Annotated in this window: 23 protein-coding genes; 18 read left to right on the top strand and 5 right to left on the bottom strand. The window is 44.7% G+C overall.

The genetic code is table 11. From position 1 onward, the window contains the following. The first annotated feature begins 5 nt into the window (after nt 1-5). The 11 genes from rsfS (at nt 6) to BIZ39_RS11040 (ending at nt 10591) form a co-directional block, all read left to right on the top strand. On the top strand, nt 6-323 hold the full coding sequence (gene rsfS / locus BIZ39_RS11090; protein ID WP_014949353.1) for a ribosome silencing factor: 318 nt from the start codon (nt 6-8) through the stop codon (nt 321-323). 116 nt (nt 324-439) lie between these two features. Continuing rightward, the gene (gene rlmH / locus BIZ39_RS11085) at nt 440-910 is read left to right on the top strand and encodes a 23S rRNA (pseudouridine(1915)-N(3))-methyltransferase RlmH (protein ID WP_014949352.1); all 471 of its coding nucleotides are present in this window, start codon (nt 440-442) and stop codon (nt 908-910) included. A gap of 30 nt (nt 911-940) precedes the next feature. After that, nucleotides 941-2854, top strand: coding sequence for a penicillin-binding protein 2 (gene mrdA / locus BIZ39_RS11080; RefSeq protein ID WP_187446977.1), 1914 nt, complete (start codon nt 941-943; stop codon nt 2852-2854). Continuing rightward, complete coding sequence (gene rodA / locus BIZ39_RS11075) at nt 2854-3969, top strand: rod shape-determining protein RodA (protein WP_187446976.1); 1116 nt, start codon at nt 2854-2856, stop codon at nt 3967-3969. Before mrdA ends, rodA begins: the two co-directional genes overlap by 1 nt. Nucleotides 3970-3974: 5 nt before the next feature. Further along, nucleotides 3975-4997: a septal ring lytic transglycosylase RlpA family protein gene (locus BIZ39_RS11070; RefSeq protein WP_168463319.1), complete on the top strand. Its 1023-nt coding sequence runs from the start codon at nt 3975-3977 to the stop codon at nt 4995-4997. A gap of 318 nt (nt 4998-5315) precedes the next feature. Continuing rightward, nucleotides 5316-6500, top strand: coding sequence for a D-alanyl-D-alanine carboxypeptidase family protein (locus BIZ39_RS11065; protein ID WP_187446975.1), 1185 nt, complete (start codon nt 5316-5318; stop codon nt 6498-6500). 101 nt (nt 6501-6601) lie between these two features. Continuing rightward, complete coding sequence (ybeD, locus tag BIZ39_RS11060) at nt 6602-6865, top strand: DUF493 family protein YbeD (protein ID WP_014949347.1); 264 nt, start codon at nt 6602-6604, stop codon at nt 6863-6865. Beyond that, nucleotides 6866-7537: a lipoyl(octanoyl) transferase LipB gene (gene lipB / locus BIZ39_RS11055; protein WP_049588698.1), complete on the top strand. Its 672-nt coding sequence runs from the start codon at nt 6866-6868 to the stop codon at nt 7535-7537. It abuts the gene before it with no gap. Continuing rightward, the gene (gene lipA / locus BIZ39_RS11050; protein WP_014949345.1) at nt 7530-8492 is read left to right on the top strand and encodes a lipoyl synthase; all 963 of its coding nucleotides are present in this window, start codon (nt 7530-7532) and stop codon (nt 8490-8492) included. The genes lipB and lipA overlap by 8 nt, the downstream gene beginning before the upstream one ends. Nucleotides 8493-8682: 190 nt before the next feature. Continuing rightward, nucleotides 8683-9690, top strand: a complete 1008-nt coding sequence (ansA, locus tag BIZ39_RS11045) for an asparaginase (protein ID WP_187446974.1) — start codon at nt 8683-8685, stop codon at nt 9688-9690. A 61-nt stretch (nt 9691-9751) separates the two neighbouring features. Beyond that, the gene (locus BIZ39_RS11040) at nt 9752-10591 is read left to right on the top strand and encodes a DUF2797 domain-containing protein (protein WP_187446973.1); all 840 of its coding nucleotides are present in this window, start codon (nt 9752-9754) and stop codon (nt 10589-10591) included. Between the two features lie 100 nt (nt 10592-10691). Here the strand turns inward: BIZ39_RS11040 and BIZ39_RS11035 are convergent, their stop codons facing one another. Next, on the bottom strand, nt 10692-11243 hold the full coding sequence (locus BIZ39_RS11035; RefSeq protein WP_014949342.1) for an NAD(P)H nitroreductase: 552 nt from the start codon (nt 11241-11243) through the stop codon (nt 10692-10694). 169 nt (nt 11244-11412) lie between these two features. After that, nucleotides 11413-12024 (bottom strand): DoxX family protein, encoded by a 612-nt coding sequence (locus BIZ39_RS11030; RefSeq protein WP_061094913.1) that lies wholly within the window; start codon nt 12022-12024, stop codon nt 11413-11415. A 44-nt stretch (nt 12025-12068) separates the two neighbouring features. On the opposite strand from BIZ39_RS11030, the gene BIZ39_RS11025 reads away from it, so the two are divergent. From BIZ39_RS11025 to BIZ39_RS11015, 3 genes are all read left to right on the top strand, one after another. After that, entirely contained in the window at nt 12069-12260 is a 192-nt protein-coding gene (locus BIZ39_RS11025) for a hypothetical protein (protein WP_014949340.1), read from the top strand. A 162-nt stretch (nt 12261-12422) separates the two neighbouring features. Continuing rightward, nucleotides 12423-14288, top strand: coding sequence for a signal peptide peptidase SppA (gene sppA, locus BIZ39_RS11020; protein ID WP_187446972.1), 1866 nt, complete (start codon nt 12423-12425; stop codon nt 14286-14288). A gap of 48 nt (nt 14289-14336) precedes the next feature. Beyond that, entirely contained in the window at nt 14337-14852 is a 516-nt protein-coding gene (locus BIZ39_RS11015) for a SprT family zinc-dependent metalloprotease (protein ID WP_316248255.1), read from the top strand. A gap of 44 nt (nt 14853-14896) precedes the next feature. Here the strand turns inward: BIZ39_RS11015 and yfbV are convergent, their stop codons facing one another. Beyond that, nucleotides 14897-15346, bottom strand: a complete 450-nt coding sequence (gene yfbV / locus BIZ39_RS11010) for a terminus macrodomain insulation protein YfbV (protein ID WP_014979203.1) — start codon at nt 15344-15346, stop codon at nt 14897-14899. 538 nt (nt 15347-15884) lie between these two features. Between yfbV and trxB the strand changes: the two genes are divergently transcribed. The 4 genes from trxB (at nt 15885) to infA (ending at nt 18660) form a co-directional block, all read left to right on the top strand. Continuing rightward, nucleotides 15885-16850, top strand: a complete 966-nt coding sequence (trxB, locus tag BIZ39_RS11005; protein WP_014949336.1) for a thioredoxin-disulfide reductase — start codon at nt 15885-15887, stop codon at nt 16848-16850. Nucleotides 16851-16900: 50 nt separating this feature from the next. Beyond that, nucleotides 16901-17647: a leucyl/phenylalanyl-tRNA--protein transferase gene (gene aat / locus BIZ39_RS11000; RefSeq protein ID WP_061486964.1), complete on the top strand. Its 747-nt coding sequence runs from the start codon at nt 16901-16903 to the stop codon at nt 17645-17647. Continuing rightward, nucleotides 17644-18366: an arginyltransferase gene (locus tag BIZ39_RS10995; protein WP_187446971.1), complete on the top strand. Its 723-nt coding sequence runs from the start codon at nt 17644-17646 to the stop codon at nt 18364-18366. Before aat ends, BIZ39_RS10995 begins: the two co-directional genes overlap by 4 nt. Nucleotides 18367-18441: 75 nt before the next feature. Then, nucleotides 18442-18660, top strand: coding sequence for a translation initiation factor IF-1 (gene infA / locus BIZ39_RS10990; RefSeq protein WP_014949333.1), 219 nt, complete (start codon nt 18442-18444; stop codon nt 18658-18660). 177 nt (nt 18661-18837) lie between these two features. Here infA and clpA read toward each other — a convergent pair whose 3' ends face one another. Both clpA and clpS read right to left on the bottom strand, forming a co-directional pair. Then, the gene (gene clpA / locus BIZ39_RS10985; RefSeq protein ID WP_014949332.1) at nt 18838-21114 is read right to left on the bottom strand and encodes an ATP-dependent Clp protease ATP-binding subunit ClpA; all 2277 of its coding nucleotides are present in this window, start codon (nt 21112-21114) and stop codon (nt 18838-18840) included. Between the two features lie 24 nt (nt 21115-21138). After that, entirely contained in the window at nt 21139-21459 is a 321-nt protein-coding gene (clpS, locus tag BIZ39_RS10980) for an ATP-dependent Clp protease adapter ClpS (RefSeq protein WP_014949331.1), read from the bottom strand. Between the last annotated feature and the right edge of the window lie 273 nt (nt 21460-21732).

Here is a 21732-nt window from a genome sequence, read left to right as displayed (position 1 = left end):
AACTCTTGGAGAGTCAACAGCTCAAACAGTTTGTTAAAGACAAAATTGACGATATGAAAGGCCGTGATGTTATTGAACTAGACGTTCGCGGCAAATCAAGTATTACAGATACCATGATCATTTGTTCAGGTAACTCAAAGCGCCACGTTTCATCTATTGCAGAAAATGTCATGGTAGAAGCGAAGAAAGCGGGCCACGCACCTGGAAGTGTGGAAGGTAAGGAAACCGGCGAATGGGTTCTGGTTGATTTTGGTGATGTTATTTTGCACGTTATGCAAGATGAAACCCGTGATTTCTACCAGCTAGAGAAACTGTGGTCGTAGTGGCGTAAATGCTTGCTATAAACATGCAGTAACACGGTCAATAAAGGCCATACTCAAATGTGTATGGCCTTTATTGTATAAGTGAAATACTAATTCCTGCGGTAAGGGTAAAAGAAGTGCGTATACAAATCGTCGCGGTCGGAACAAAAATGCCAAGCTGGGTAAGTACAGGCGTGGATGAGTTTATTCGTCGTTTCCCTAGCGACATGCCAGTGTCCTTTACTGAAATACCCGCCGGAAAGCGAGGCAAAAACGCGGATATTAAGCGCATTTTGGAAAAAGAAGGCGAGCAAATGCTAGCCGCTATTCCCAAAGGAAATCGCATTGTTACGTTAGAAGTAACAGGTAAACCCTGGGACACTCCCACGCTTGCTAAACAACTCGACAATTGGAAAATGGACGGGCGCGATGTAAGTCTGCTTATTGGTGGTCCAGAAGGGCTAGCACCAGAATGTATTGCTGCGTCGGAACAAAAGTGGTCCTTATCAGCCTTAACTCTACCCCATCCACTTGTTAGGATCATTCTTACAGAAAGCTTATACCGCGCGTGGTCGGTGACGCAAAACCACCCATATCACCGTGAGTAATTGGTCGCTTTATTAATGCAAAGGAAGTCAATGCAACGAAAACGTCAAGCAATACGGGACCACTCCGCTGAAGCGAACTTGTTCGCGCGCCGAGCGACCATTGCTTTTATTATTGTTGTGGCCATGTTGGGCATTGTACTTAACAACCTCTATTCTTTGCAGGTCACCCAGTTTGAAGATTATCAAACCCGGTCTAACGGTAACCGAATTAAAGTGCTGCCCGTAGCGCCTAACCGCGGTCTCATTTATGACCGTAACGGCGTGCTTTTAGCTGAGAACCGTCCGGTTTTCAGTTTGGAAGTTATTCCAGAGCAAGTGAATGATATTGAACAAACCCTTGCAGATCTGACCGAATTAATGAGCATCACCAGCGATGAAATTGATCGCTTTCAATCTACGCTAAAAGGAACGCGAAGATTTAAACCCGTTGCGCTTCGCACTCAGCTAAGCGAAGAAGAAGTAGCGTTGTTCTCTGCCAGTAAACACAAGTTTCCGGGTGTTCAAATTGAAGCGCGTTTAGCTCGTCATTACCCTTATAAAGAAACGCTTACCCATGCACTGGGTTATGTTGCACGCATTAACAAGCGAGACTTACAAAAACTCGTTGAAGCAGGCCAAGAAGATAATTACGCCGCAACCCACGATATCGGTAAGCTAGGTATAGAGAAATACCACGAAGAGCTGCTTCATGGAAAAGTGGGTTATCAGCAGGTCGAAGTAAACAATCAAGGCCGAATTATTCGTGTACTTAGTGTTGAGCCGCCAACACCGGGCAAAGACATCGTACTTAACCTGGATTTAGAGCTTCAGTTAGAAGCCCAGCGAATAATAGAAGGTATGCGCGGCGCTGTAGTGGTTACCGATGTTAAAACAGGTGGCGTACTGGCACTTTACTCTAACCCTAGTTACGACCCCAATTTATTCGTGCACGGTATCAGCAGCAAGAATTACTCTGCGCTACTGAATTCGCCAGACCGCCCGCTAATTAACAGGGCGACACAAGGACAATACCCTCCCGCTTCTACCATTAAACCGCACCTTGGTTTTGTTGGACTAGAAGAAGGCATTATCACCAAAGACTACACCATTAACGATACAGGTCGCTATCAATTGCCAAATGTGTCACACGTGTGGCGCGATTGGCGTCGATGGGGCCATGGAAAAGTTAACGTATCAAAAGCAATAGAAGTGTCGTGCGATACTTATTATTACGAGCTAGCGTATAAATTGGGTATCGATAAAATCAGTGAATCTATGTACCAATTCGGATTCGGAGATTTCACGGGTATCGATCTTTATGAAGAGTCAGATGCCAACATGCCTAGCCGAGGCTGGAAACGCGCTCGCTTTAATCAACCTTGGTATATTGGTGACACCATACCTGTTGGTATAGGACAGAGCTATTGGACCACCACGCCGGTACAGTTAAATACATCGGTTAACACGCTGATCAATGCTGGGGAACGCTATATTCCACAAATCATTCGCGGTTATATGAACACCGATAGTTCTGTCGACCTTATCCCACTTAAGTCGCTGCGGCCGATAGAAATTAAGAACCGTAACAATTTGGATGTGGTGTTAAACGCCATGCGAGATGTTGTGAGTGGCGAAGAAGGCGGCGCGCGTCATGCATTTGCAGATACCCCTTACGACTCTGCGGGTAAGACAGGAACAGCACAGTTATTTACCGTAGGTCAAAATGAAAAATATGACGCTACTAAAATTGATGAGCGTCTTCGAGACAATGCCATGTATGTTGGCTTTGCCCCTTTCAATGATCCAGAGATATCGGTAACCGTGGTACTTGAAAACGTAGGCGGTGGTAGTAAGAACGCAGCCCCCGTCGCCCGTCAAATCATGGATTTCTATTTCAGAGACCGTGTTTTTGAAACTGCCGAAGCTGACTCGGCAAACAGTGATAATGAATTAGGGATGAACTAGTGAAGAGAACCACCATAAACCCTAATAAAATAAGTTTTCTTCAGCGCATTCATATCGATGGCTGGCTGTTAGTCGGGCTTCTCGTGCTAAGTTGTGTTGGGCTATTTACTCTGTACTCGGCGTCAGGTCAGGATATAGAGCAAATGGAGCGCCAGTTTATCAGGCTGGGATTTAGCTTTATCGTTATGTTCGGATTAGCCCAAGCCCCTTTGGGCGTGTTTAGGTTTTTCTCAACCTATGCCTATGGTGCAGGCCTGCTCATGCTAATTGCCGTTTTATTATTTGGTGATATGGGCAAAGGCGCACAGCGCTGGCTAGATCTGGGCTTTATCCGTTTTCAGCCCTCTGAACTGATGAAGCTTGCCGTGCCTATGATGGTTGCATGGTATATCAGTAAATTCACTATGCCGCCACGCACCACCCACATTATCGTTGGGTTTGGTTTGGTGGTCGTGCCCACCATTCTCATTGCAAAGCAGCCTGATTTAGGGACCTCGTTACTCATCGCCAGTTCAGGTATCTTTGCCATATTCCTGGCAGGTATGAGCTGGCGGCTTATTTCAGTAGTGAGCGGCCTCATTGGCGCGTTTGCGCCTGTGATGTGGTTCTTTTTAATGAAGGATTATCAAAAACAGCGGGTTCTTACTTTTTTGAATCCGGAAAGCGACCCCCTAGGCTCTGGCTACCACATAATCCAATCTAAAATTGCCATTGGTTCCGGTGGTGTAGACGGCAAAGGCTGGCTGCATGGCACGCAATCACAACTCGAGTTTTTACCTGAACGTCACACCGACTTTATCTTTTCAGTATTCAGCGAAGAGTTCGGTCTTACTGGTGTAATGTGTTTAATGGCAATATACATTTTTATAATTATGCGCGGCCTTATAATTTCTAGCCGAGCACAAGACGCCTATGCAAAATTACTTGGCGGTAGTATTACGCTTACCTTTTTTGTTTATGTATTTGTAAACATGGGCATGGTGTCCGGATTACTTCCCGTGGTGGGTGTTCCCCTTCCTCTGGTGAGCTTTGGAGGAACATCTATGGTGACTTTAATGGCAGGTTTTGGCATTCTTATGGCCATTGCCACTCAGAAACGTTTAATGTCTAGATAACTTGTATGTTGCAGCGCCTTTTTTCGGTACTTGATTTTGTAAAAGCGGGTTTAGTTAATGGGGGTCTTGTTAACCAGAATCTGGCAAACGGACAGTTCTTTCGCTATGGCTTAGCTGTTGTTATAGTTTTGGCATTGGTGGGATGCCAAAGTGCACCTACACAATCTAGTCGCTATACCCAAAAGCAAGACTCAGCGCCTAAGCACGTTGCTAAGAAACCAGAAACACTTGATGCTGTTCCAAAGTACGAAGCCTACCGCATGTTTAACAGCAGGCCTTACAAGGTACTGGGCAAGCACTACACGCCAATGGATAGTGGTAAAGGCTATGAAGAGGTCGGCTATGCCAGTTGGTATGGTCAGAAGTTTCACGGTCACTTAACCTCAAATGGCGAAACTTACAATATGTTTGCCATGAGCGCGGCTCACAAAACATTGCCTCTGCCCTCATACGTACGTGTTACTAACTTGGAAAACAACAAACAAGCGATCGTCCGCGTTAACGACCGCGGCCCTTTTCACGATGATAGAATTATCGATTTGTCGTATGCAGCCGCAGTAAAACTAGGCTACCACAGCAAAGGCACAGCGCGAGTCAAACTTGAAGTTATCCACTTTGACGAACAAAACAATGTGACGGTGGGAAACAGCCCAACCGTCACTTACGATGAATACTTGGGTATTGCGGTAGTACCTGCACCGGCTTTGGCAGCAACTTCACCCACCCCGCCATTAGCCCCCTCTTCGAACACCGCGGATACCAACACAAGCAGCATTGAGAAAAGTAGCAACGCGGTAAGTGATGCGATTTATATTCAAGTTGCTGCGCTTTCAAACGCCGAGAAAGCAAAATCTATCTCTAACGTGCTATCGGCGTTATATCAAATTCCCGCTCACCTGCCAGTAGCGGATAACATTTATAAATTACAGTTAGGCCCTATCCACGATGAAGCAGTCGTCGCGGAGGTTCTTGAACAATTAAAGCAAAATGGCTATCCCAACGCTTACGCGATTACGCAGACCATGTAGTTGGTTGGGTTGCCGCACGCTCATAAAAACAACGACATTGTGGCAGCATTGTGTCATTCAGCAGGCAATATCACGGTTTCTTCGCCTAATACCTACAATCGCGTAAACTTTTTTGATAAAACCTAGTCTTATAAGCAGCCTTTCGTTAAGATCTCTCGTCACCTCAGCTAATAAGTAGGTGAAACAACAGAATTCGGTTACGAACTGGACAAAAGCTAAAATTGGGTAGCCATGTTTTGCGGTCATCGTTTCGCGGTCATCGCAACAATAGGGTAAGCTTTAACTCACACGGATAAAACGGTCAAAGAAATTAGAACCATGCTCAGAATAATTCAACGCGCTAAACCGTCATTACTTTCATTTGCCTTTTTGGTGATAGGCACTTTACTACACGCAGCAAATGCTGCCGTAGTCACTCCGCCTGCTCCTTCAGTTGCCGCAGAAGGTTTTCTTCTTACCGACTTTGAAACGGGACATGTGATTGCATCTAAAAATGCGGACATGCAGCTTGCTCCTGCGAGCTTAACGAAAATAATGACTATTTATGTTATTGGCAAAGAACTACAGGCCGGTAACATCAGCTTAGACGACGAAGTAACTATTTCGGAAAACGCATGGGCGAAGAAATTCCCTGACTCGTCAAAAATGTTTATTGAAGTAGGTACACAAGTTTCAGTACGTGACTTACTACGCGGCATTGTTGTGCAGTCAGGTAACGACGCCTGTGTTGCTATGGCAGAACACGTAGCAGGTTCAGAATCTGCTTTTGCCAGCATGATGAATGCACACACGGCATCACTTGGCATGAGTGGTTCTCACTGGGTTAATGCTCACGGTCTTCACGACCCTGATCACTACACTACCCCTCGTGACATGGCGATTCTGTCTCGCGCGCTTATCGCAGAAACGCCAGAAATGTACAAGATTTATAGCGAGAAGGAATTCACCTACAACGGCATCAAGCAATACAACCGCAATAGCCTGTTGTGGGACAAAAGCTTAAACGTTGATGGCATTAAAACTGGCCACACGTCTGATGCGGGCTACAGCCTAATCACTTCTGCAGAGCAAGGCGGTATGCGTCTAATCTCTGTAGTTATGGGGACTGATAGCGAACGTGCACGTAAAGTTGAAAACAAAAAGCTACTTAAGTATGGCTTCCGTTTTTACGAGACACTTACGCCATACCAAGCTGGTCATAGTTTCGTTGCTCACCGCATCTATATGGGTGATAGAGAGACAGTAGACCTTGGAATTAATCAATCTACCCCCATTACTATTCCACGCGGTCAGGCGGCTAATTTAGAAGCTAACTTCGAACTTGATGACAAGCTTGAAGCACCACTTGCAAAAGGTCAGGTTGTTGGAAAACTTTATCTACAACTAGACGGTGAAGATGTGGCTAGTTATCCCCTAGTTACCCTTCAAGAAGTAAAAGAAGGCAGCTTCTTTAATCGCATGAAAGACTACATTATGCTTCAGCTAGGATTTGACGACGAGTAAACACCTTTACTGAATACGTTAAAAAGCTAGTTGTGAAGCGGCCAGATTTGTTACAATCTGGCCGTTTTTTTATATGATATTTTAAGTACCAAGGATATCGCATGGATACCCGTTTCGACGAATTACTAGATTTTCCAACAAACCAAACGTTTAAAGTCATGGGCGTTGCTCATGAAGACCTACCTCAACAGGTAGTGAGCTGCCTTCAGCAACACGCGCCAGGTGATTACTCGCCTAACGTAAAACCAAGTAGTAAAGGTACTTACCACTCGGTGTCTATCAGTGTGCGTGTAACCAGCAAAGAGCACATGGAAACCATTTACACTGAACTTGCCAAATTAGAGCTGGTTAGGGTTGTACTTTAAGTGAATGAGCAGTCGATAGCGTCTGACGCAAACGGCGTTATAGTGCGTCAGTTAGGGCGTCAGCCGTATGAGCCTATCTTCGAGGCAATGAAACGCTTCACCGATGAGCGAGACCAAAACACCCAAGATGAAATTTGGCTTGTTGAACACGATGCCGTCTTTACGCAAGGACAAGCAGGCAAAGCTGAACATATACTTATGCCTGGTGATATTCCTGTTGTTCAGGTTGACCGAGGTGGCCAGGTGACCTATCACGGTCCAGGCCAACAAGTAATTTATCTGATGCTAAACATAAAGCGTAGAAAGCTAGGTGTTCGCCATTTAGTCACTGCTATGGAAGAAGCTGTGGTCGGACTACTTGGAAAATACGGCGTAACCGCGTATCCAAAGCCCGATGCGCCTGGCGTATACGTCGATGAGAAGAAAGTTTGTTCATTAGGTTTAAGAATACGTAATGGCTGCTCGTTTCATGGCTTAGCTTTAAATGTTAATATGGACTTATCACCGTTTCAGCGTATTAATCCTTGCGGTTATGCCGGTATGGAAATGATCGATACCGCGCGCCTCAATGGTCCAACTGCGCTTGAGACCGCTGGTAATGAATTAACGCATTTGTTGCTAGAAGCGCTTTCCATTGCACAGCCAACATACAAAGAAGGTTTTGATGAGTAATGCACGACCTCAAGCGGGGATAAAACTCCGTGATGATGAAAAAGTAAAACACATTCCCGTCACTATTATTCCTACTGAAAAGGAAGAAATGCTGCGCAAGCCGGAGTGGATTAAAATCAAGCTTCCTCGTACTACCGAGAAAATTGATCACATCAAACAGACACTTCGCAAAAACAATCTTCACTCTGTGTGTGAAGAAGCGAGTTGTCCTAACCTTGCCGAGTGTTTTAACCACGGTACAGCCACCTTTATGATTCTTGGTGATATTTGTACCCGTCGTTGTCCTTTCTGTGACGTAGCCCACGGTAAACCACTGCCTCCGAGTGCAGAAGAGCCTGAGAAGCTGGCTAAAACCATTGCAGAAATGAATTTGCGCTATGTGGTTATTACTTCTGTTGACCGCGATGACCTTCGCGACGGTGGCGCTCAGCATTTCGTAGATTGTATTAACGCCATTCGCGAACACAGTCCAACAACGACAATCGAAGTATTAGTACCCGATTTTCGTGGACGTATGGATCGTGCACTTGAGATTTTCAAAAACGGCGTGCCTGATGTGTTCAACCACAACTTAGAGACGATCCCGCGTTTATACCGTGAATGTCGCCCTGGCGCGAATTACCAATGGTCGTTGGATTTGCTTAAGAAGTTTAAAGCGCAACACCCTGACGTGATGACCAAATCTGGTCTGATGATGGGTATGGGCGAAGAGAACGAAGAAATTCAAGGCGTACTTGATGATCTGCGCGCTCACAATGTGGACATGCTTACGCTGGGTCAATACCTTCAGCCAAGCCGTCACCACTACCCGGTTAAGCGCTACGTACACCCTAAGGAATTCGACGCCCTTGGTGACTACGCAAAAGAAATTGGCTTTACCCATGCGGCATGTGGTCCTATGGTTCGCTCTAGCTACCATGCGGACCAACAAGCAGCGGGTAAAGAAGTTAAGTAGTACCTAACTTCAGCATAGGGCTCAGCCTAGCGTTGCTAAAAAGTTGATACAGAATAAAAGCGGTGATCTTCACCGCTTTTTTGTGCCTTCGTATTTCAGGGTGACAAACCCGTGGGTATTGTTAGAATGCCCGTCAAATTACGCTATCCCCTTTTGAAAAGTATTCCCAAATTAAGGGTAAGGTCATTTCATGCGCAAACATATATACATTGCCTATACAGGTGGAACTATTGGTATGAAGCCATCTAAGCAAGGCTACGTACCCGCTGCAGGCTTCTTGTCAGACACACTGAAAAAGATGCCGGAGTTTCACCGTTCTGAAATGCCCCTTTTTACACTACATGAATACGATAACCTTATCGATTCATCAGACATGGATCCGTCTGACTGGCAGCGTATTGCCGATGATATCGCCGACAACTACGACAAGTATGATGGCTTCATTATTTTGCACGGTACAGACACCATGGCATATACCGCCTCGGCGTTAAGTTTCATGCTTGAGGATTTGTCAAAACCTGTCATTGTTACCGGTTCTCAAATTCCATTGGCAGAGCTTCGTTCAGATGGCCAAGTCAACCTTCTAAACGCATTATACGTTGCCGCGAACTTCCCCATTGCCGAAGTCGGACTGTTCTTCAACAACAGACTACTTCGTGGCAACCGCAGCCGTAAAGTAGATGCAGATGGGTTCAGTGCCTTTGACTCCCCTAACTTTCCTCCACTATTAGAAGCTGGCATTAACATTCGTCTGAAAGCCGGTGAATTAGCGAAGACGCCAAATAACACCTTAACGGTATCGAACGTCAAAGCCCAACCGATCGGCATGGTTAGTTTGTATCCAGGTATTGCGCCGGAGGTCATAAAAAACACGCTGCAGCAGCCGGTGAATGCACTGATTTTACTGAGCTATGGTGTGGGCAATGCACCTCAGAACCCTGAGCTTATTGCACAGTTAAAATACGCAAAAGCCAGAGAAATTCCTGTTTTGAATTGTACCCAGTGTATGCGCGGTCGCGTAAACATGGGTGGCTATGCCACTGGCCATGGCCTACAAGAAGTAGGAGTTTTATCGGGTAGCGATATGACGCCCGAGGCTGCCCTCGCGAAACTGCACTACTTATTAAGTAAAGGGCTTCCTTTTGAGGAAATAAGCCATCTATTAACGCAAAACTTGCGCGGCGAATTAAGCGAATAACAGCCTAATTTTAAAAGCTGAATAAACTAAAGAAAGTCTCAAAGCATTAAGGTTTTAACAAGTGACAACTACATATTCGGGTATGCTCAGAAAAATGCGTACCACTGCCGATGAAAACAATACCGTGCACTACTCGCTTCCAATTGGTGATGAGTTGGTAGATATCAATGCTCTTATCGGCAAGGAAGTAACGGTAACCTACTCTGGTGAAATCAACTGTGTTCACTGCAACCGCAAAACCAAAAAAAGCTTCAACCAAGGATACTGCTACCCGTGTTTGATATCGCTGGCACAATGCGATAGCTGCATTATTAAGCCAGAAAAGTGCCATTACCACGAAGGGACGTGCAGAGAACCTCAGTGGGGTGAAGAACATTGCTTTAGTGAGCATTTTGTTTATTTGGCTAACACAGGTACGGTAAAAGTGGGCATCACTCGTCAAGTTACCGAAGGCGTGTCTACACGATGGATGGATCAAGGAGCTACGCAAGCTACCGTAATGCTGCGAGTTCCTGACAGGCTTACCAGTGGTTTGGTTGAAACGTTATGCAAGGATCACATTGCAGATAAAACCAATTGGCGAACAATGTTAAAGGGCAAACCTGAGGAGGTTGATTTAGAACAGGTCAAAAGCGAATTAATGGGTAAAATTGAAAGTGAGCTAGAAGCGCTGAAGCAAGAAAAAGGGCTTCAAGCAGTATCAAAAGTGACTACGCCTATCCATGATATTCATTACCCAGTTGAAGATTATCCGGTAAAGATAAAGTCATTGAATCTCGATAAAACACCATCGTTTAGTGGCGTGTTACAAGGGATTAAGGGGCAATACTGGATGCTAGATGGCGATCGCGTTATTAATATCAGGAAGTTCGCCGGTTATAATGTAGACCTATCTTTCTAGGTAAAATATGAGGGTCTTATTTTATACTGCCTGTAAAAATAAGACCCTTCTTACCCGCCGCTAGCTATCTAATGCGGCAGTTTATTCCAATAGGTATCAACTACTGCCAGAATTCAAAGTAGTCGTTACTATTTCTTTGCGGTTTAGGTGCAGGCTCAAACGCTGGTGTTCCTAAATACAAGAAACCTACCAGCTCGTCTTCTTCACTTAAACCTAATCCGTTTCTTACCGTCTCACAGTGTGCGTAGCCACCGGTGCGCCACATGCCGTTAAACCCTTGTGCTACTGCTGCCATTTGCATCGCCATAACGCCACAGCTTGCCGACGCTATCTGCTCAACACGCGGTACCTTTTCATGTTCAACATGCTTGGCAATGGCTACGATAACCATAGGTGCGCGGTGAGGAAGCTGCACGGCACGTTCAATTTCTTTCTGCGACTTTTCATTTTCAATAGCAGATTGTTCATACAGTGCACCTAGCTTATCCAGCCCTTTTCCTGTGCACACGATAAAACGCCACGGAGTAAGACAAGCATGGTCTGGGGCACGTAGTGCAGCCTGCATAATATTCTCTAAGGCATCTCCACTAGGTGCTGGCGCTTCCAATCGAGGCTGAGAACTTCTGTTGAGTAACAATGTTAATGCGTCCATTTACGTCCCTACTTTATTTTTTCGCGTTGCTATTATCACGCTTCGATTTTCACAATCGAGACAAGCGTGCCAACAACAATAATTTACCTAACCTGAATGCTAGATCCTACGGTTCATAAACGAAAAAGACCAGAAAATTCCGGCCTTTTGTACAGGAAATGGAGCGTCCCTAGTTACTTTTAGAACGCATGGCTTTATTCACATAGAAATCGACACTAAAGAAGCGTCCACCACCATAGATAAACAAAACTAAAAGCATAATAAAATAGGTAGCTGCGAATTCGATGCCGTTGTTAAGTACCACAAAGTTACCGCTGGAAGTAAGCCAGTCATAATGGCCGTGCTCTTGTAACAATGATTTAGCTGCCGCAAGCTTTTCTGGCGCAGCCATAATGTTTTCATTCAGTAAGATTGTACCGTCAGCTAGCCATGAAGACGCATCAGCAATAGCGAGCCATCCATTCTTAGCGTGAACACTCACCATAGCGACTATCATGGTTACCATTAAGGGAATACTCACCAAGCGGGTCAATGCACCCAATAACAATAGAACACCGCCCACGAGTTCTGCCGCTGTAGCTAAGAACGCCATTACCAAAGGCATTGGTAAACCAAGCCCATAATCATCGTTACCAAACCAATCTACAATACTGTCGAAACTGGATGCTTTATTCCAGCCAGCCTGTATCATCACTGGTGCTAAATACAAGCGCAATAAAAGTAAAGGAATGCCATCTGCCACTTGCAGTCGGGCTACGATTTGTTGGTAAATGTGTGTCATTCTTTTGCCTACTTTGTGTGATTAAGAAATAAGAACGGCACTTTATGAAAAAAATTTCATCGCGCGAAAATAAGCCCTCACCGTTTTTACGACTAATGAAAAAGGGCCATGGAAAAACCGGCTATAAAGCAAAGAATGGAAAATTTCTTATGACGATGAGCGAGGATAGTCACAAACGTATTGCCTCCCTCATTCGAAAGTGGCTGGAACAAGACGAAAAAAAGAACGCAGAATAAAAGTCATCGTAAGTCGCCGAAAACAAAGACACTCACAAAAAATTACAATTAAGTTCGCGATCTTACTCGATTTAGGTAACATAATAGAATGCAGTACGTGAGTAAGGTATGCCTGATCTATCTTGCTCTGGTTAGTTAATTCAAAAAAAGGTAGTGATTAAAATGGCAGCCAAAGGAAATTGGACTAAATCCTTGTTTATTGGCTTGTGGACGGTGCTTAACTTCACCCGCAAACTTTTCTTTAATTTGATATTCATTGTTATTTTTGTTGGATTGATAATCGCAATAACTGGTCAGGACGATGAACAGTTTACCGTAAACAAAGACAGTGCTTTGTTTCTTACGCTTAACGGCAAGCTAGTTATAGAAAAAGAAAGCATTGATCCTTTCGAACAGTTCTTACAAGAATCGCTAGGCAGTGAACCTGAAAACCCAGAAGTACTGGTACGCGATGTAGTGAAAGTGCTTGAAAATGCGCAAAAAGATCGCCGTATTAAAGCTTTGGTTCTTGACCTTCACGGTCTTACCGGCGGTGGTTTAGACAAGTTACGCACCGTAGCTAATGCTATTGACGCATTTAAAGAATCTGAAAAGCCCGTTTATGCCATTGGTGATTACTTTTCCCAAGACCAATATTACTTGGCAGCACACGCTGATAGCATCTATCTGAACCCAATGGGCGGGTTAATGTTTGAAGGCTACGGCCGTTATGGCATGTACTTTAAAGACATGCTAGAAAAGTTAAAAGTAACCACGCATATCTTCAGGGTTGGTACTTATAAATCTGCTGTTGAGCCTATCATGCGAAATGATATGTCTGAAGAAGCAAAAGAAGCGGAGAAACAGTGGTTAGATGGTTACTGGGCGCAATACAAAGCGGATGTAGCAGCAGCTCGCGGTATCGATGAAGCAAACTTTGACGAGACCCTTGAAGGTTTATTAGCAAAGTTTGAAGCGGCAGGCGGCGATTTCGCACAGTATGCGCTTGAGAATAATTGGGTAGACGCATTGAAGACCCGCGAAGAAGTAAGATTGGAGCTTACTGAGTTAGTCGGTGAAGATGAAAACAATCACGGCGTTAACCTCACTTCGTTCAATACCTATCTTAAAGTTGTTAACCCGCCTATGCCAGTTATCGAGTCAGACATGGATAAAGTGGCGATTGTAGTTGCCAAGGGCACCATCTTAGACGGTAATCAAAAAGCCGGTACTATAGGTGGCGACAGCACTGCGCGTCTTCTGCGTAAGGCTCGTCTTGATGACAACGTAAAAGCAGTGGTTCTTCAGATTGATTCTCCTGGAGGCAGCGCATTCGCCTCTGAAATTATCCGTCAGGAAGTGTTGCAGCTACAACAAGCAGGTAAGCCCGTTATTGCTTCCATGAGCACCTATGCAGCTTCAGGCGGTTATTGGATTGCAGCAAGTACCGATAGAATAATTGCAAGCCCTAGCACAATTACAGGCTCGATTGGCGTGTTTGGTATGTTTATGACCTACGAGAATTCACTGGATTATTTAGGTATTCACAGTGACGGTGTGGGCTCTACAGAGCTTGCAGGCTTCTCTACTGTGCGTCCACTAGCACCAGAATTCGGTCAGATTCTTCAGCGCAACGTTGAAAACACTTACGGAAACTTCTTGTCGTTGGTTTCAAATGCTCGTGGTATGTCGGTAGAAGAAGTGGATAGTGTTGCCCAAGGACGCGTGTGGATTGGCGAAGATGCAATTGAACTTGGCTTGGTAGACCAGCTTGGCACGGTTGACGATGCTGTAGTTGCTGCGGCCGAGCTCGCCGAGCTAGAGAATTATGATACGTTCTACGTACAACGTACGCTGAGTGCCCAGGAAATTTTCTGGAAGGAATTCTTTGGCCAGGCAATGACGTTTGTGGGCAAATGGCAATTTGCCCATGCAGACTCTGCACTGGTAAATGAATTTAAGCGCGTACTTAAAGAGTTCAGTTTAGTAAACCAACTAAACGACCCTAAGGGTACCTACGTGCTATGTTTACCTTGTGACGTTAAATAATTACGCGCAGTAAATAAGTAGAAACAGTAAAAAGACAGAGGCAGCAACATCGCTTCAAATGACTTAACTCAAGAACAGCGTCGCGTTATTACCGACGCTGTTTTTTATTGCTATGAGCAAGCAGAGCAATACTTCAAGCAAACGTTCAAGCGCCCTACCATCACTTTTAGACGGTCGGGGAAAAATGCGGGCACTGCGTTTTTACAGCAAAACCGCGTGAATTTTCACCCACTTCTGTTTAAAGATAATATCGATGCCTTTTTAAGTGACGTGGTACCACACGAAGTCAGCCATTTGTTGGTATGGGTTCTGTTTGGCAGAGTTCAGCCCCACGGCAAAGAATGGCAGTCGGTAATGCGCAGCGTATTTAACTGCACGCCTAATGCTACCCATCAATTTGACGTGAAACGGGTAGCCCGCACTTTTCATTATGTGTGTGACTGTGACAATTATGCGCTAAGTACACGCAGACACAATAATATTTTAAAAGGGGCACAATACAAATGTAGGAAGTGTCAGGCCTTGCTTCGCGCACCAGCCGTTGGCAGCCTAAAAGCCAATTGACCCAAGACGCTGTCTGGCGAGCGGTATTTACAGGATACGTGCTGTTAATTAAACCAGTGTTTAGTAAATGCGTTGTCTAAATCGTTAAACGCTGTCTTAAGAAGTTGCGCTAGCTCTTTATATTTTGGTTTTGATTTAGCATTGGTCATAGCCACACCTTGCGAGCGCATTTTTGAGTGGATTTCTTGGTACCAGCTTTTCAGTTGTGGTGGAAGGTATTGGTCAGAGCGATGTCCTAGCCAAAGCAAACCTTGCATAGGCAGACTTAAGAAGAAAGCACCTATGGTAATGGTTTGAGGTAGATAATCGGCGCCTAAACTCTGATAGAGCAGCGCGCATGAAACCATTGCCACTGGCGGCATGGTTTTAATTGCAAACTTAGTCGCTGCAACAACTCTACACTCTGGGAAAAAGGCATAGAGTTCTTTTCTTACAGGCCATGTCTTCATGTACTGCTGACCGTTTTTCAACATTGTCATTATTGATTGAGACATGCCTCACCTCTTTGATAAACCTTACTATCAGCATTAATACTGATATCACTCACGTCATTATTCGATAGTTATAACTAAATTGTAATCCGCTTTTTGGCTAATACAAACTGGTTCTTCTAAATCAGTACGTAATTACAGCGATAAACTATCAACATCGATCTTATCAAATACGATTGCACTGTAGTTAATTAAGTTTCGTTGATGTGGCGGCTGCCTTTTGGTCTGCTGTGAAGATCGGTGTTGTGTAACTAATACCCCCTACGTTAATAATTAAAAGGTATAAGTTCAATCTATCTTTAAGTGACATTTTTCTCGCTTAAAGGCATCATATAGCGCTTAAGCCTAAACATTGTGCTGCATGGCTTTGTTGTTACTTTTGTTAAAGCAAGTGAATAACGACCTGCAGATATTGCGCTGGCAAATTACTATAATAAAAGTAACTAGGTGTTGAGCTTGATTTACAGATTTTCGCCCCTACCTAGCTTTCTAAGAGAAATTTTATAAGTAACCCTATTGGGTGAATTATTTGGAGAGGAAAATGGCAGAAAGCAGACACGTCCGTCTACTTATCTTGGGTTCAGGCCCTGCAGGTTATTCAGCAGCGGTTTATGCTGCACGTGCAAACCTTAAACCTGTACTGTTAACTGGTATTCAACAAGGCGGACAGCTTACTACCACGACAGAAGTAGAAAACTGGCCGGGCGATCCTGAAGGCCTTACTGGTCCTGATCTAATGGTTCGTATGCAAAAGCATGCTGAAAAGTTCGATACTGAAATTATTTTCGATCACATCAATAAGACCGACTTTTCGAAGCGCCCTTTCACGCTTTACGGAGATAGCGGTACTTATACGTGTGACGCACTAATCATTGCTACAGGTGCTTCAGCTAAATACCTTGGTCTTGAATCAGAGCAAGCGTTTATGGGTAAAGGTGTATCTGCTTGTGCAACCTGTGACGGTTTCTTCTACCGCAATCAAAAAGTAGCGGTAATTGGTGGTGGTAACACCGCTGTTGAAGAGGCGCTTTACCTTTCAAACATTGCATCAGAAGTACACGTTATTCACAGAAGAGATAGCTTTAGAAGTGAAAAAATTCTTGAGCAACGCCTTCGTGATAAAGCAGAGAACGGTAACGTGGTATTGCACTTAAACCGTACACTAGATGAAGTGCTCGGTGACGAAATGGGTGTAACCAAAGTCCGTATTAAAGATACGAACAGTGATGCCACTGAAGAGCTTGATGTTATGGGTCTATTCGTTGCTATCGGTCACAAACCGAATACCGATATCTTTGATGGGCAGCTTGAAATGAAAGATGGCTATATCGTTGTAAACAGCGGTACAAACGGCAATGCGACGCAAACAAGCGTTGAAGGTGTGTTTGCTGCAGGTGACGTGAGCGATCATATTTATCGTCAGGCCATTACATCAGCAGGTACAGGATGTATGGCGGCGTTAGATGCTGAAAAATACTTAGACGGTACGATGCCTGAACAAGGTTAATACTGTTTCCCAAGCCCTGCTGTTCAGTGGGGCTTTTTTCTGGCCCGATTATGATAGCGTTACATTACATCGAAGAAGGCGCGCCCTTCCCTCCAGTCGACACTGCATTAGACGAACCTAACGGCCTGCTAGCATTTGGTGGCGACCTCAGCCCTGCACGTTTATTTTCTGCCTACTCACAGGGCATTTTCCCTTGGTTCAGTGATGACGAACCGCTGTTGTGGTGGTCACCCGACCCCAGAGCCATTATTGAACTCGACAATTTTGTCGCATCGAAAAGCCTTAAGAAGCTTGCTCGAAAACAAAAATACACGGTAACGTTAAATTATGCGTTCGACCGAGTAATTGAAGCCTGTTCATCAACCCCTCGTAAAAACCCAAACACAGGTGAACTCAATAGCGAAACATGGATTACCGATGACATGATTGGGGCTTACCGGCAGCTCAATGGTCTGGGTTTAGCACACTCTGTGGAAGTTTGGGACGGCGAAACATTGGTGGGTGGACTATATGGCGTTGGAATTGGCAAGGTATATTGCGGTGAATCGATGTTTCACCGGGAAAGTAATACGTCAAAACTTGCTATGATGGCGTTGGTTGAGCACATGAAGTCTCACGATATGGCCTTTATTGATTGCCAGCTTCCTACCGATCATTTGGCATCCCTTGGTGCGAACGTGTTATCCCGTGAAAACTTTATTGAAAAACTGGAAAACAACAACCACACTTTAACTGAAGACGGTAGGCTGTCAGAAGACTACCTTAATCGTTGGAAGCCAAGAGTGATTACTCCGTGAAGTTTGGTATAACCCAATCATTTTCATGTAGCTATTTGCCCGATGAGCAAGAGCAATTATTAGTATACGCCGAAAACAATGATTTTCAGGCGTGGCGATACTCGCAACTTATTCAAGTGGGATTTCGACGAAGCGGTGAACAAATTTACCGTCCACACTGCCCAGCCTGCAAGGCATGTAAGTCGGTGCGAATTCCGGTGAATGCTTATACCCCCTCTCGCAGTCAAAAAAGGCTGTTAAAGGCCAACCAAGGGTTTCGCGTTCAGCTAGTTAGTGAAACTAAAAGCACATACTACCCGTTGTATGAACGCTACATTACGGAGCGACATGCCGACGGTAGTATGTATCCGCCGTCACGAACCCAGTTCGAAAATTTCGTTTTGTGTGATTGGATGACAACCCATTACCTAGAGGCCTATGATGGCGACAAGCTCATTGCAGTGGCTGTCACTGACGTCGTCGATGCTAACGAACATATGGGTGCACTCTCTGCGCTCTACACGTTTTTCGACCCTGAGTATAGCTCTGCATCTTTAGGTACATGGATGATACTCATGCAAATTGAGGAAGCGAGGCGTTTAGGCCACCACTATGTTTATTTGGGCTATTACGTAGAGGGTTGTCAAAAAATGTCTTATAAACACAAATTTTTGCCATTTGAGCAGTTTAGTGACAATGAATGGCATCTATTTAGCAAAAATAGTAAAATACCCACTTAATTGCTTTACACCGAACCCAAGATTGGGTAAGGTCTGCGCGGCAAAAATTTTGAATTACTGAGGTAACTGCTTTACATGGCAAAAGAAGATTGTATTGAAATGGAAGGTACTGTGTTAGACACGCTACCTAACACTATGTTCCGCGTTGAACTAGAAAACGGTCACGTAGTGACTGCACACATCTCTGGTAAAATGCGTAAGAACTATATCCGTATTCTTACTGGCGATAAGGTCACCGTTGAGATGACTCCTTACGATTTGACCAAAGGTCGTATCGTTTATCGCGCAAGATAATGAGCCATTTAAGCGGTAACGCATAAAAAAAGCCCGATTAAGATCGGGCTTTTTCGTATCTGGGTTTTACCTATTTCATCCTCGAAGCACTATCGCTAAAAACAAAGTTAATAACGAAGATTTAGCGCTTGATAGACGACATTAGTCTTTCTACCTAGCGCTACATGCTTTATTACATTAGGTTGGCTCTGCTTCTTCAGACGTTGCACCTACACCTGTGTACTCAAAGGTAAGTTTGTCATCAACGCAGTCTACTTTAACGTTTCCGCCTTTAGATAACTCGCCAAACAATAGCTCGTTCGCTAACTCTTTCTTCAGGTCATCTTTAATGACGCGCGCCATAGGACGTGCACCCATTGCCTTATCATAGCCTTTCTCAGCCATGTAAGCGCGGGCTGCACTGGTGACCTCTAGCGACACGCCTTTAACGTCAAGCTGTGCCTGAAGCTCAATAATGAACTTGTCTACCACCTGCAAGATGATTTCAGGATCAAGATGGTTAAACCAAATAATACCGTCCAGGCGGTTTCTGAATTCAGGTGTAAACACCTTATTGATTTCAGACATCGCATCGTGACTGTGATCTTGCTGCTTAAAGCCAATAGATTTACGTACCGTTTCTTGAACACCTGCGTTGGTGGTCATCACTAACACTACGTTTCTAAAATCAACCTTACGTCCATTGTTATCAGTCAGCGTACCGTGGTCCATAACCTGAAGAAGAATATTGTAGATATCGCTATGCGCTTTCTCAATTTCATCTAACAGCACTACTGAGTACGGGTTTTTGATTACCGCATCTGTTAACAGACCGCCTTGATCAAAACCAACGTAACCAGGAGGCGCACCAATGAGGCGGCTAACTGCATGACGTTCCATGTACTCAGACATATCAAAACGTACAAGCTCAACACCCATGATTTTAGCCAGCTGTTGGGTTACTTCTGTTTTACCAACACCAGTTGGACCGGCGAATAAGAAGCTACCAATTGGTTTTGCTTCAGCTCCAAGTCCAGAACGTGATAGCAATATAGCGTCATTAAGCGTCTCTATAGCCTTATCCTGACCAAACACGACCATTTTAAGGTTGCGGCCAAGGTTCTTAAGCACCTCTTTGTCAGAAGCCGATACAGACTTCTCAGGGATACGCGCCATTTTTGCAATAATTTGCTCAATATCGCCCACACCTATCGTTTTTTTGCGCTTAGAAGGCGGCAACAGACGTTGGCTTGCACCCGCCTCATCCATTACATCAATGGCTTTATCTGGAAGGTGACGCTCGTTGATGTATTTAGCCGACAATTCCGCCGCAGCTTGAATCGCTTTTTGTGTGAAACGCACATTGTGGTGCTCTTCGTAGCGACTCTTAAGGCCAAGCAGTATCTTTGTGGTATCGCTGACGCTAGGTTCAGTAACGTCAACTTTCTGGAAACGACGTGCAAGGGCGCGGTCTTTTTCAAAAATACCTTGATATTCTTGATATGTGGTTGAGCCGATACAGCGTAGTTCACCGCTTGATAGCTTAGGTTTAAGTAAATTTGACGCATCCATTACACCGCCCGACGCAGCGCCAGCACCAATAATGGTATGGATTTCATCAATAAACAAAATGGCGTTCTTGTCTTTGCCAAGCTCTTTCAGAATTGCTTTCAAACGCTTCTCAAAGTCACCACGGTATTTGGTACCAGCAAGAAGGCCACCTAAATCCAGTGAGTAAACGGTACTTTCAGCAATAACATCAGGCACGTCTTCGTTAACGATTCTGTATGCAAGACCTTCTGCGATCGCCGTTTTACCTACGCCCGCTTCACCTACTAGCAGCGGGTTGTTTTTGCGACGACGACATAGAATTTGAATAGTGCGCTCTACTTCCGAATCGCGGCCAATCAACGGGTCTATTTTGCCGTCTTTCGCGTGACGATTCAGGTCAGTTGCGTATTTGCTTAATGCTGAGCCACCTTCTTCGCCTGCTTCAGCCTCTTCCGACGCTTCGGGGTTTACGGGCTCATCATCATCCGCTTTGCTTACACCATGGCTAATGAAGTTCACCACATCCAAGCGCGTTACATCCGCCTTCTTGAGAATATAAACGGCCTGAGACTCTTGCTCGCTGAATATAGCAACAAGTACGTTGGCGCCAGTAACTTCGTCCTTACCAGACGACTGAACGTGGAATACCGCACGCTGCAGCACGCGCTGGAAACCGAGCGTGGGCTGAGTTTCGCGTTCGTTTAACTGGTCATCTAAAATGAGAGGCGTAGTATCTTTAACAAAAGCTAACAGTTCGCTTTTAATTGCCTCAATATCGGCACCACATGCTTTGAGCGCATCGCGAGCAGCTGAGTTATCAAGCAATGCCAACAACAAGTGCTCAACCGTCATAAACTCATGACGATGCTCTCTGGCAAATACAAACGCGTTATTTAACGTTTGTTCTAATTCTTTATTTAACATATTGCTCGCCCTCTACAAAAAACCTTATGCCTGCTCCATCGTGCACATCAGCGGGTGCTGATGTTTGCGTGCGTACTGATTAACCTGCATCACTTTTGTCTCTGCTATCTCAGCAGTAAAAATGCCACACACGGCTTTTCCTTGATAATGAACGGTCAGCATAAGTTGGTTGGCTTTCTCAGCGTCCATATTGAAAAACTGCATGAGTACCTCAATGACAAAATCCATCGGTGTATAGTCGTCATTGTTCAACAACACTTTATACATGGGAGGCGGCTGCGGCTTCTGTCGCTGCGCGTCTTTCTGTTTTTCCTTTTCGATACTAATAGCGTTGTCTTTACTCATAACTTAATAATAGTGGTTTAATGGCACATATGTGTACAAACTTTTGGATAAATTTATTCACATTTGCCCTTGACATAATATGATTAAAAAATCTACATTTTGTATAGTGGTTTTGAGTATTGCACGTTAGCTACGACATAACTTACTGCGTAGCAGCTACAATCAATACTCTTTCCACCGTGTCTCCGGATCTATAATGGGGGCATATACTCGTGAGTTCAAGGATTAAGAGGAAGTCGAAGTATGGCGGTTGGCAAAGTTAAATGGTTTAAC

This window comes from Alteromonas sp. BZK5, assembly GCF_014349115.1.
Classification (GTDB): Bacteria; Pseudomonadota; Gammaproteobacteria; order Enterobacterales; family Alteromonadaceae; genus Alteromonas; species Alteromonas macleodii.
The sequence above is the reverse complement of the archived record's forward strand: the minus strand, read 5'-3'. Positions and strand labels throughout refer to the sequence as shown.